Genomic DNA, 12,052 nt, shown 5'->3' with positions numbered 1-12,052 from the left:
GAGTTGGATCGCGCGGCGACTGCGCGATGAAACAACATGACCGGCTCCCGCGCGAGAGCGAACGACAAAGCGCGGAAACGCACGAGACACATGCACGAAACAAACGTGCACGAGACAAACGCCGGCCACGGAGAGGCACGATAGACATTGCTATCGCCAATCTCCCGGGCTTTTGTCCCGCCGTGTAGTGCCGCCAGCCGTTCGTGTCTGCAATCGAACCTGCCGGCGCACCGGGCTGCTCTCGGACCAGACGTTCTCTCGAACCGGAACCCTAGCATCCCTAAGATGCGACGCTGCCGCACCTCTCGGCGAATTATCTAGCGAGAAATATGCCAGTGGATTTCGCGCCAGGGTTTATGCGGACGCGCTGTCAATCCAGCGCCGCGAACCGTTGGTGCACGTAAGCCAGAAACTGCTCGAGCCGCTCCCCGATCGACGCCGCGAGGCTCACCTGCTTGATGCGGCGATCTTCGGCGGAACTCGTCTCCAGCAGCCAGCCGCGGTCGATCAGCTCCTGAACGTAACGCACGGCGGTACGGCGGCTCACGCCCGGCATGAACTCGTAGAGCGCGGTCTTGGCGAAGTAGTCTTCCGGGTCCACCCACATGCGGCAGAACAGATCGCTGTAGTTCAGATCGTTCAGGCCGAGATCGCCGAAATGCGCCGACCATTGCCAGTCCATGTCGAGAATGGCGCGCGCGACGGCCTGACCTTTGGCACGCGCAATTTTCTTCTTCATCGATTCACCACCAGGAGGAGGGCTGCACAGTTTAAGTGCTAATCGAGCCGCAAATCGGGCGTGCCCGGATTTTTGCACGGCCATGCACGGATAGTTTATTGACTCGCGAATTTAATATGTACTATTACATGCAATTTTGCATGTAAATGGAGAGGTGATGAAATTCGAATTGTTCAAGACGTTCTGGGGATTCGATGGCGGTCCGCGCGATGCCGCGCCGCTGGTGCGGGCCGCGGGCTTCGACGGTATCGAAGCGCCGGTGCCGCCCGGCGGCGCGGCGCGCGACGCTTTTGCGGAGGCGATCGCGGACGAAGGCCTCGGCTTCATCGCGGAGATCACGACGGCGGGCAGCTATGTGCCGGAGCGCTCGGCCACGTCGGCCGATCATCTGCGGGATCTGGAGGAGAAGATCGTCTGGGGCAAGCCGCTCGAACCGCGCTTCTTCAATGTGATGGCCGGTTGCGACGCATGGTCTGCCGCGACCCAAGTGGACTTCTTCACCCGCGCGGTGGAAATCGCCGCGAAGCACGACGTGATCTGCAGTTTCGAAACGCACCGCGGGCGTTCGTTCTTCAACCCGTGGATTACGCGGGATGTCGCGCGCGCCGTGCCCTCGCTCAAGCTGACCTGCGACTTCAGCCATTGGGTGTCCGTCTGCGAGCGGCTGCTCGACAGCGAGTGGGACACGATCCTCGAACTTGCGCCGCATGCGCATCATCTGCATGGCCGTGTCGGCTATCCGCAAGGTCCGCAGGTGCCGCACCCGGCAGCGCCGGAGTACGCGGATTGCCTCGCCTCGCATCAGCGGATCTGGGAAGCGCTGTGGACCGCGCAGATCGGGCAGGGCTACACGGTCACGACGATGACGCCGGAGTTCGGCCCTGACGGCTATCTGCACACGCTGCCGTTTACGAATGCGCCGGTGGCCGATCTATGGGAGATCAATACATGGATGGGCCGCGAGGAACGGCGCCATCTGGCCGCGTTTCTTGCCGGGCGCGGCGCGCAGCAAACGCAATCGCATTTCAACCCGCAGGCCGCCCAGGCGTCACTCCTCTCATGAGCTCAACCCATACCGGTTTTCAGCACTTGCCTATCGTCGATGTCAGCGGCCTCTTCAGCGACGACATAGAGCGCCGCCTCGTTACCGCGCGCGAACTGGATCGCGCTGCACGCGAAGCCGGTTTCTTTTACGTCACCGGCCATCAGGTGTCGCGCGAACAGCAGGGCGCGCTGATCGAGCAGGCCAAACGCTTCTTTGCCGCCGGGCACGACTGGAAGATGCACTATTACATCGGCAACTCGAGCGCGCATCGCGGCTATGTGCCCGAAGGCGAGGAAGTCTTCGCGGGCGGCAAGCGCGACAGGAAGGAAGCGTTCGACACAGGCCGCGAACTGCCCGCCGACGACCCCGACGTGATTGCCGGCACACCGATGCTCGGCCCGAATAGCTGGCCCGAACAACCGGGTTTTCGCGAGGCGGTGGGCGGCTACTATGAAGCGGCGTTCGAACTCGGCCGTGCGTTGTTTCGAGGCTTTTCGCTCGCGCTCGGCCTGCCCGAACAGCACTTCGAACGCTATCTGCGCAAGCCGCCGAGCCAGTTGCGCCTGATCCACTATCCGCTCGATCCGTCAGCCGAAGACCGGCCGGGCATCGGCGCGCATACCGACTACGAGTGCTTCACGATCCTGCTGCCGACCGCGCCAGGTCTCGAAGTCATGAACGGCAAGGGCGAGTGGATCGATGCGCCGCCGGTCGGGAACGCCTTCGTCGTGAACATCGGCGACATGCTGGAAGTGTGGACGGGCGGCACCTATGTCGCGACCTCGCATCGCGTGCGCAAGGTGAGGGAGGAGCGCTACTCGTTCCCGCTCTTTTTCGCCTGCGACTATCACACGGTGGTCGCACCGCTGCCGCAGTTCGCGACGCCCGAGGCGGTGGCGAAATATCCGCCGGTGTCGGCGGGCGACCATCTGTTCGCGCAGACGGCGCAGAGCTTTACCTATCTGAAGGCGCGTCTCGAACGGGGAGAACTCGTGTTGCCCGATGGATCGAAGGCGCTGGCGAGCTTCGGCCAGCAGGCGCGTTATGCAGGCGCGGAGCAGGATGCTGAAGGTTGAGAGAAGACGCGCGCGGAGCCGATAGCGGAGCTTGAATGCGCAGCGTCGCGACGATAGCGCCGCTTTGGGTTACGAGTGGCGCTGCTGCTTCTGCAGTTCGATGAAACGTGCCGACATGAGGGCGTAAAGCGCGCGGCGAATAGCGGCAAGGGTCGGCATGATCGTGTCAGAAAGGGAGTGGACGTGGCGCGTTGATATGCACACACCATGCCATCGCCCGGAGCCATCCCGAGCGTGACACGCACGGCCGTCCAGCCCAATCGTGGTGCCCGGCGCCTCCAACTGGTGCGAATCCACCAACGGCGCTGGTGCGTGAGCGATCCCTCCGCGCGCGGAGCGACGAGACCGCGTTCATATCCAATCCCTTGCCACGCCGCACTTGCCGCAATTGCGACGAGACACTGGCACACAACTCGCTTAGCTGTACACCGAGAGGTGCGAAGTAATTTGCATCATCTTCAGGATCGCTAGGGTTCCGGTCGGGCGCTTTCATGTGCACGATGCCTGGTCCGAGAGCAATCCGGTCTTGCCGTTCACCTTCTCTCAAGGCGCCGGCGAGGCTCCACGGAGGGATAAAAGCCCGGGAGGTCGCGATGTCGGTCAATCGCCCTCTCACGCTTATTCCCAACCGATACCTGGAGCCTCCATGTCGACGCAAATCCCAGTCGATCTCGCACCGATCCCGCATGTGGCGTGGGAAACGGTGATTCCCGCCGGCACGCACTGGTCCGGCGTGCTGCGCCGTGGCATGGCGTTGCGCGTCGTCGATAGCGAAGGCGGCGCGAATCTGGCCGCCGTGTTCCACCGGCACGACGAACCGCTCGAACGCTACAACATGGCCGATACGCTGAAGGCGCAGCACACCGCGCATCTGACGCGCGGCCACGTGCTCTACTCGGACATGGGTCGCGTGCTGGCTTCGATCACGGCCGATACGCTCGGCTGGCACGATCCGCTCGGCGGGGTCGGCGACGCGGAACTGTTCGCGAGCAAATACGGCGTGGCCCGTTATCAGCAGCATCGCAACGCGATGATCCGCAACGGCCGCGACAGCCTGCTGCTCGAACTGGCGAAGCACGGCCTCGGCGCACGCGATCTCGTCGCCAACATCAACTTCTTCAGCAAACTCGCGATCGGCGAGGACGGCGCGCTCGACTTCGTAGCAGGCCATTCGCCGGCCGGCGCGGCGTTCGACCTGCGCTTCGAAATGGACACGCTTGCCGCGTTCTCCACCGCGCCGCATCCGCTGAACCCTTCATCCGAATACGAACCGAGGCCCGTCAAGCTGATCGCCTACCGCGCGTATGCGGCCGACGCCTGCGTACCGGCCGACGATTTCTGCCGCTCGGCGTGTGCCGAGAATGAGCGCGGCTTCGTCAACACCGACCGTCTGTTCGTTTAAGGAGACCCGCTATGCCTATTATCGAAAGCAAGCTCGAACTCCGTCATGCGGTCTACGACCTGACGCTGCCTTCGGGCGAACCGTGGCTGCATGAAGTCAAGCGCGGACAGGTGTTCCGCATTCTCGACCTGGAAGGCAATCAGGCGGTCGACACGCTGTTCTACAACAGCGCCGATCCGCTCGAACGCTATAGCGCGCAGGACACGATCCGCGCGCAGCGCAATCTCTATCTCTCGGCCGGCAGCGTGCTGATGTCGAACCTCGGCAAGCCGATGCTGACGATCGTCGCCGACACATGCGGCAGGCACGATACGCTCGGCGGCGCGTGCGCGGCCGAAAGCAACACGGTGCGCTATGCACTCGACAAGCGTTACATGCACAACTGCCGCGACAGCTTCCTGCATGCGATCACGCATTGCACCTGCGGCGTGGGCACGCAACTCGGCAAGCGCGACATTGTGAGCAACATCAACTTTTTCATGAACGTGCCGGTCACGCCGCCCGGCAAACTGACTTTCGAGGACGGCATCTCCGCGCCGGGCAAGTACGTCGAAATGCGCGCCGACATGGATGTGACGGTGCTGATTTCGAACTGCCCTCAGTTGAACAATCCGTGCAACGGCTACAACCCGACGCCCGTGCGACTGACGATATGGGATGCGCAATGAGATTCCGCAAAGTCCTGATTGCCAATCGCGGCGAGATTGCCTGCCGCGTGATTCGTACGCTCAGGCGTCTGGGCATTGCGTCGGTCGCGGTGTATTCGGAGGCCGATCGCCACGCCATGCATGTGATGCTCGCCGATGAGGCGGTGTGCATCGGCCAGGCGCTCGCGGCGCAGAGCTATCTGAACAGCGCGGCGATTCTCGATGCCGCGCGCGCTTACGGCGCTGACGCCGTGCATCCCGGCTACGGTTTTCTGTCCGAGAACGCCGCTTTCGCGCAGGCTTGCGACGACGCGGGGATTCGCTTCATCGGCCCGACCCCGGCGCAGATGCGCGAGTTCGGCCTGAAGCATACGGCGCGTGAACTGGCGCAAGCCAACCACGTTGCGCTGCTGCCGGGCACCGGCTTGCTGCCCGACGTGAGCACGGCGTTGCGCGAGGCGGACTCGATCGGCTATCCCGTGATGCTGAAAAGCACCGCGGGCGGCGGCGGTATCGGCATGTCGCTGTGTCGCGACGCGGCGCAACTGGAGAGCGTGTTCGCCTCGGTCGCGCGGCTCGGCGAAGCCAACTTTGCCAACGCCGGCGTCTACCTCGAAAAGTTCGTCGAGAACGCGCGCCATATCGAAGTGCAGATTTTCGGCGACGGCCGCGGCAGCGTGATCGCCCTTGGCGAGCGCGACTGCTCGGTGCAGCGGCGCAACCAGAAGGTGATTGAAGAAACGCCCGCGCCCGGATTGACGCATGCGGAACGCAGCGCGCTGCATGCGAGCGCGGTGCGTCTTGCCCAGGCCGTGAAGTACAAATCCGCAGGCACGGTCGAGTTCGTTTTCGATGCCGACACGCGCCGTTTCTATTTCCTCGAAGTGAACACGCGGCTGCAAGTCGAGCATTGCGTGACGGAAGAGGTCACGGGTATCGATCTGGTGGAGTGGATGATTCGCGAGGCCGAGGGCGAACTCGCGCCGCTCGACACGCTCGCTCCCGTGCCGCATGGTGCAAGCATCCAGGTGCGTCTGTATGCGGAAGACCCGCACAAGCAGTTTCAACCGAGCGCGGGCGTGCTGACGCATGTCGCGTTCGCCGCCGCCGCGCGGGTCGACACCTGGGTCGATGCGGGCACGGAAGTCAGTGCTTTCTACGATCCGTTGCTCGCCAAGCTCATCGTCAAAGGCGAAACGCGCGAGGCCGCGCTCGCGGCACTGCGCGCCGCGCTGGAAGAAACGCAGCTCTACGGCATCGAGACCAATCTCGACTATCTGCGCGCGATTGCCGGCTCGGCGACGTTTGCACGCGGTGAGCAGACCACGGCGTTCCTGTCGCGCTTCATGTTCGCGCCGCACACCATCGACGTGCTCGACGGCGGCGTGCAGACAACCGTGCAGCAGACGCCCGGACGCACCGGCTATTGGGACATCGGCGTGCCGCCGTCGGGTCCGATGGACGATCTGTCGTTCCGCCTCGCCAACGAACTGCTCGGCAATCCCGCCGATGCCGCAGGGCTCGAATGCGCGATGGTCGGCGCCACGTTGCGCTTCAATACCGCGACGCTGTTCGTGCTGGGCGGCGCGCCGCTCGCTGCGACGCTGGACGGTGCGCCGGTTACGCTCTGGCAGGTCACGCGCGCGCCTGCGGGTTCGGTGCTCAAGCTCGGCGGCGTGACGGGCGCCGGCATGCGGGTGTGTCTCGCACTCAAGGGCGGCCTGCAAGTGCCGGATTATCTGGGCAGCAAGGCGACTTTCACGCTCGGCCAGTTCGGCGGCCATGCGGGGCGTGCGCTGCGCAAGGGTGACGTGCTGCATCTCGCGGACGGAGCGGGCCGTGGCGAAGCGGGCGCGCAACTGGACGCGGCACGCGTGCCGGAGATGACGCACGACTGGACGCTCGGCGTGCTCGACGGCCCGCATGGCGCGCCCGATTTCTTCACGGCCGACGACATCGCGATGCTCTACGGCACCCGCTGGACGGTGCACTACAACTCCAGCCGCACGGGGGTGCGCCTGATCGGCCCGAAGCCGCAATGGGCGCGCACGGACGGCGGCGAGGCGGGGCTGCATCCGTCGAATATTCACGACAACGCGTATGCGGTCGGCGCGGTGGATTTCACCGGCGACATGCCCGTGATTCTCGGCCCCGACGGTCCGAGTCTGGGCGGTTTCGTATGTCCGGTCACGGTGGTGGGCGAGGAGTTGTGGAAGCTCGGGCAACTGCGCCCCGGCGATACGGTGCGCTTCGAACGCATGCCGGTCAAAGCGGCGCTCGCCGCGCCGGAGCATGTGGCTCAGGCCGGCGACATTGGCCACGATTGCATCCTCTATCGCGATCCCACGGCAGGCGAGGGCACTGGCGTGGTGTATCGCCGCTCCGGCGACCAGAACGTGCTGATCGAATACGGCCCGCTCGTGCTCGACCTGAACCTGCGCTTTCGCGTGCATGCGTTGATGAACTGGCTCGACGCGCACCGGCTGCCGGGCATCATCGATCTGACGCCCGGCATCCGTTCGTTGCAGGTGCATTTCGACCATCGCATGCTGTCGCACGACACCTTGCTCGCGCATCTCCAGCAAGCCGAGCGCGAACTGCCCGCCGTCGACGAGATGCGCGTGCCGAACCGCATCGTGCATCTGCCGCTCTCCTGGGACGACCCGTCGACGCGAATCGCGATCGAGCGCTACATGCAGTCGGTGCGTCCCGATGCACCGTGGTGTCCGAGCAATATCGAGTTCATTCGCCGCATCAATGGGTTGAATAGCATCGACGACGTGAAGCGCATTGTGTTCGACGCGCGCTACCTCGTCATGGGCCTCGGCGACGTCTATCTCGGCGCACCGGTCGCGACGCCGCTCGATCCGCGCCACCGGCTCGTCACCACCAAATACAACCCGGCGCGCACGTGGACGCCGGAGAACGCGGTGGGCATCGGCGGTGCGTATCTGTGCGTGTATGGGATGGAAGGGCCGGGCGGCTATCAGTTCGTCGGCCGCACCGTGCAGATGTGGAACCGCTATCGCACCACGCGCGAGTTCGAAGCGGGCAAGCCCTGGCTGCTGCGCTTCTTCGACGAAATCCGCTTCTACGAAGTCAGCGAAGCGGAGCTGGCCGAGCTGCGCACGGATTTCATCGCGGGCCGCGCGAGCCTGAAGATCGAGGAGTCCGTGTTCGACCTCGGCGCGTACAACCGCTTCCTGAAAGACGAAGCCGGATCGATTGCCGCGTTCAAAAGCGCGCAGCAAGCCGCCTTCGACGCGGAGCGCGAGCGCTGGAACGCCGCCGGTCATGCCGAATACGTCGGCGAAACTGATGGCGAAACGGATGGCGATGCAGCCGCCGGCACTGCGGCGAACGACGCGCTTTCGGCCGGTCAGCAAGGCATCGTCGCCGACGTGTCGGGCAGCGTGTGGAAGCTGCTCGTGAGCGAAGGCGACCGCGTCAGCGACGGCCAGGCGGTTGCGATCGTCGAGTCGATGAAGATGGAAATATCCGTCACCGTGACTGGCGACGGCGTGATTGAAGCGATCGATTGCGCCCAGGGCGCGGCGGTCGTCGCGGGGCAACGTTTGATGGTGATGCGCGCCGGCATTGCAGCCGACGCCACCGAGGAGGCCACATGCAAATGAAATCACACGACGATCTGTTCCAGTCCATGTCGATCGCCGGACTACAGGCGCGCTACCGCGCCGGCAGCCTGACGCCCGCGCAACTGGTCGACGCGATCGCCGCGCGCACCTCGGGCGACGACCCGCATCATGCGTGGATCCGTCCTTTGAGCCGCGACGAGATGATGCGTTACGTCGACGCACTCGAAGGCCGCGACATGGGCACGTTGCCGCTCTACGGCATACCGTTCGCCATCAAGGACAATATCGACCTCGCCGGTATCCCGACCACGGCCGCGTGCCCTGCCTATGCGTACACGCCTACGGCGAGCGCTCCCGTTGTCGCGCGCCTGATCGCAGCCGGCGCGATTCCGATTGGCAAGACCAACCTCGATCAGTTCGCCACGGGTCTGTCCGGGCAGCGTTCGCCGCACGGCGCGTGCCGCAACGCGCTCGATCCACGTTATGCGTCGGGCGGTTCGAGTTCCGGCTCGGCGGTCTCGGTCGCGCTCGGACTGGCGGCGTTTGCACTGGGCACCGACACCGCAGGCTCGGGACGCGTGCCCGCGGCTTTTCACGGCCTGATCGGGTTGAAGCCGACCAAGGGTTTGTTGAGCACGGTAGGCGTAGTGCCCGCGTGTAAATCGCTCGATTGCGTGTCGATCTTCGCGCGCTCGGCGGACGACGCGCAGCGGGTGTTCGACGCCGCACGCGGCGTGACCGAAGGCGACCCGTATGCGCGTGAATTCCAGCCGCCGCAGGCCGTGACGCAACCCGGTGCGCAACGGTCGCTGCGTGGTGTGCGCTTCGGCGTGCCGCGTGCGAACCAGCTCGAATTTTTCGGCGACACCTCATACGCGCACGCTTTCGACGCCGCGCTGACGCGCTTGCGTGCAGCCGGTGCTGAACTGATCGAGATCGATTTCGAGCCGTTCCTCGCCACCGCGCGGCTGCTCTACGAAGGACCGTGGGTCGCGGAGCGGCTCGCCGCGATCCGCCAGTTCGTCGATACGCAGCCTGACGCGCTGCATCCGGTGATCCGCGAGATCATCGGCGGGGCGGCGCGCTGGAGCGCGGCCGATGCGTTCGCCGCCTTCGACCGCCTCGCGTTGCTGCGCATGCAGGCCGCCGAAGTCTGGCAGCGCATCGACGCGATCATCACGCCGACCTCGGCGACCACCGCCACCGTCGATGAACTGGAAGCGGACCCGATCCGCGTGAATTCGCGCTTCGGCTACTACACGAACTTCGTGAACCTGCTCGACCTGTCCGCGCTGGCGGTGCCGGCCGGCGTCTGTGCGATCGGCAGACACGCGGGTCTGCCGTTCGGTGTGACGTTCGTCGCGCGTGCGCATGAAGACGTGATGCTGCTCGATCTGGCGCGCGCGTGGCACGGCGAAACGGCCCCCGCCTCACCGTCCGCGGATGGCCCAACCGAAGTCTGCTCCGGAGAATCACATGGCCGTCATTGACAGAACCGAATGGTTCGCGGTGCGCCGCGAACTTTCCGTACGCGGCAAATGGCTGTTGGGCGCGGGCTCGTTCCTGTTGCCGCTCCTCGTGTGGTGTCTGGTCAGCTACGTGCCGTTCATCTGGCATCCGCAGGTGCTGATCGAGAGTCCCGGCAGCGTCGACTATTTCCAGCCGGGCATGCGTGTCGACAAGGACGTATTCGCCGACGAACTCAGCCACGCGCGCGAAGCCCATACGGCGTTGCCGGTGGGCGAGCCGGTCAACCCGGTGTATCTGCCCGCGCCCCATGAAGTGCTGCGCGCGTTCTACACCGCGTTCACCACGCCGCCCGCGTCGCGCGACGGCGCGTGGCTGCATCAAAGCCTGTGGCATAGCATTCAGGTGATTTTCTGGGGCTTCGTGCTGTCGTCCGTGATCGGCGTGCCGATCGGCATTGTGTGCGGCACGTATAGCGCGATTGCGCGTTTGCAGGAGCCGTTCTTCGAGTTCTTCCGCTATTTGCCGGCACCCGCGTTCGGCGCGCTGATGGTGGCGATCCTCGGCATTTACGACGGCCCGAAGATCGCGATCATCGTGATCGGCACGTTGTTCCAGCAGGTGCTGATCGTGGCGAACACCACCCGCAAGCTCGAATACGGCCTGTTCGAAGCCGCGATGACCCTCGGCACGAAGAAGTTCAAGCTCCTCACCCATGTGGTGATTCCCGGCATTCTGCCGGATCTGTATCGCGATCAGCGCATTCTGCTCGGCTGGGCGTGGACCTATCTGATCGTCGCGGAACTGGTCGGCACCAGTTCGGGCATCACCTGGTACATCACGCAGCAGGCGCGCTACGAGCATTTCGAGAACGTCTACGCGGCGATCATGATGATCGGCATCATCGGTCTGGGCACCGATCTCGTGCTGGCCTGGCTCGGCCGCAAGCTGTTTCCATGGGACCGCACGCTCAAGGCGTAGCGCAGGCCTTCGTGACACGGCTTATCGCATGTACTGCACCGCATTCAAGGGATTCCATCATGTTAAATCCGCAACCGATTCCGTCGTACCTGATCCAGTCCGAAGCGGTGCGCGAACGTTTCGACCGCCTGAAGTCGCGTGAGGTGATTCTGGAGGTGCGCGAGCTCGGCAAGCGCTTCGAGACGCCGCAGGGCGAGTGCACCGCGCTCGACGGCATCAGCTTCAAGACGCACCGGCGCGAGTTCGTCTGCGTGATCGGACCTTCGGGCTGCGGCAAGTCCACGCTGATCCGCATTCTCGCCGGACTGGAGCGGCAAACCGGCGGCAGCGTGCTGCTCGACGGCAAACCCGTGCAGGGGCCGGGCGCCGACCGCGGCATGGTGTTTCAGGGCTACACGCTGTTTCCGTGGCTGACGGTCAAGAAGAACGTCATGTTCGGTCTGAAGATGAACGGCCACGCCACCCTCCATGCGGAGCGCGAGGCGCTGCAGTGGCTGGATCTGGTCGGCCTGACGAAGTTCGCCAATGCCTATCCGCATCAATTGTCGGGCGGCATGAAGCAGCGTGTGGCGATTGCCCGCGCGCTCGCGAACCGGCCGCGCATTCTGCTGATGGACGAACCGTTCGGCGCACTCGACGCGCAAACGCGCGCGAAGATGCAGACGCATCTGCTCGATATCTGGCGCAACATCGACGTGACCGTGCTGTTCATCACGCACGATCTGGACGAGGCGATCTTTCTGGCCGACCGTATTCTGGTCCTGAAGGCGAATCCCGGCGAGGTGCAGGAGCTGATCGAAGTGCCGGTGCCCCGACCGCGCGATTACTCGCAGGTCACGTCGCCGGAGTTTCTGGCCACCAGGGCGCGGCTCGAAGCGTTGATCCATCCGCCCACGGAAAGCCACGACGACGAGGACGACGTCGTCAAGCCGCACATGATCCGCATGACCGATGTCGCGGACAACGTCGAGTAGCGTGCAACCCGCGCACCCCCCGGCGGCGCCGTCACGTGCGCCTTCCGGCGCTGCAATACCGGAACCGCCGTCACGCCGCATTGCAGCGTGCGGCGCCGCACACACCTTAAGCATGCGTCGGAGCA

Annotated in this window: 9 protein-coding genes and 2 riboswitches; of the genes, 8 read left to right on the top strand and 1 reads right to left on the bottom strand. The window is 64.6% G+C overall.

The features are described from left to right. Positions 1-159: 159 nt before the first annotated feature. A riboswitch (guanidine-I (ykkC/yxkD leader) is annotated at positions 160-286 on the bottom strand. Between the two features lie 84 nt (positions 287-370). Next, positions 371-739 (bottom strand): helix-turn-helix domain-containing protein, encoded by a 369-nt coding sequence (locus PDMSB3_RS28190; RefSeq protein WP_007177318.1) that lies wholly within the window; start codon positions 737-739, stop codon positions 371-373. A gap of 157 nt (positions 740-896) precedes the next feature. On the opposite strand from PDMSB3_RS28190, the gene PDMSB3_RS28185 reads away from it, so the two are divergent. The 8 genes from PDMSB3_RS28185 (at position 897) to PDMSB3_RS28150 (ending at position 11,927) form a co-directional block, all read left to right on the top strand. Next, on the top strand, positions 897-1,802 hold the full coding sequence (locus PDMSB3_RS28185) for a sugar phosphate isomerase/epimerase family protein (protein WP_007177317.1): 906 nt from the start codon (positions 897-899) through the stop codon (positions 1,800-1,802). Next, on the top strand, positions 1,799-2,860 hold the full coding sequence (locus tag PDMSB3_RS28180) for an isopenicillin N synthase family dioxygenase (protein ID WP_007177316.1): 1,062 nt from the start codon (positions 1,799-1,801) through the stop codon (positions 2,858-2,860). The genes PDMSB3_RS28185 and PDMSB3_RS28180 overlap by 4 nt, the downstream gene beginning before the upstream one ends. Before the next feature lie 456 nt (positions 2,861-3,316). Further along, positions 3,317-3,449, top strand: a riboswitch (guanidine-I (ykkC/yxkD leader). A 57-nt stretch (positions 3,450-3,506) separates the two neighbouring features. Further along, on the top strand, positions 3,507-4,262 hold the full coding sequence (locus PDMSB3_RS28175; protein ID WP_007177315.1) for an urea amidolyase associated protein UAAP1: 756 nt from the start codon (positions 3,507-3,509) through the stop codon (positions 4,260-4,262). An 11-nt stretch (positions 4,263-4,273) separates the two neighbouring features. Next, complete coding sequence (locus tag PDMSB3_RS28170) at positions 4,274-4,930, top strand: urea amidolyase associated protein UAAP2 (protein ID WP_007177314.1); 657 nt, start codon at positions 4,274-4,276, stop codon at positions 4,928-4,930. Next, positions 4,927-8,544 (top strand): urea carboxylase, encoded by a 3,618-nt coding sequence (gene uca / locus PDMSB3_RS28165; RefSeq protein WP_165188407.1) that lies wholly within the window; start codon positions 4,927-4,929, stop codon positions 8,542-8,544. Before PDMSB3_RS28170 ends, uca begins: the two co-directional genes overlap by 4 nt. Next, entirely contained in the window at positions 8,535-9,995 is a 1,461-nt protein-coding gene (gene atzF, locus PDMSB3_RS28160; RefSeq protein ID WP_007177312.1) for an allophanate hydrolase, read from the top strand. The genes uca and atzF overlap by 10 nt, the downstream gene beginning before the upstream one ends. Then, positions 9,982-10,953, top strand: a complete 972-nt coding sequence (locus PDMSB3_RS28155) for an ABC transporter permease (RefSeq protein WP_007177311.1) — start codon at positions 9,982-9,984, stop codon at positions 10,951-10,953. The genes atzF and PDMSB3_RS28155 overlap by 14 nt, the downstream gene beginning before the upstream one ends. 59 nt (positions 10,954-11,012) lie before the next feature. Beyond that, positions 11,013-11,927 carry an ABC transporter ATP-binding protein gene (locus PDMSB3_RS28150; protein ID WP_007177310.1) on the top strand — a complete coding sequence of 305 codons (915 nt, stop codon included), beginning with the start codon at positions 11,013-11,015 and terminating at the stop codon, positions 11,925-11,927. Positions 11,928-12,052 lie beyond the last annotated feature (125 nt).

Source organism: Paraburkholderia dioscoreae, assembly GCF_902459535.1.
Lineage (GTDB): Bacteria > Pseudomonadota > Gammaproteobacteria > Burkholderiales > Burkholderiaceae > Paraburkholderia > Paraburkholderia dioscoreae.
The sequence above is the reverse complement of the archived record's forward strand: the minus strand, read 5'-3'. Positions and strand labels throughout refer to the sequence as shown.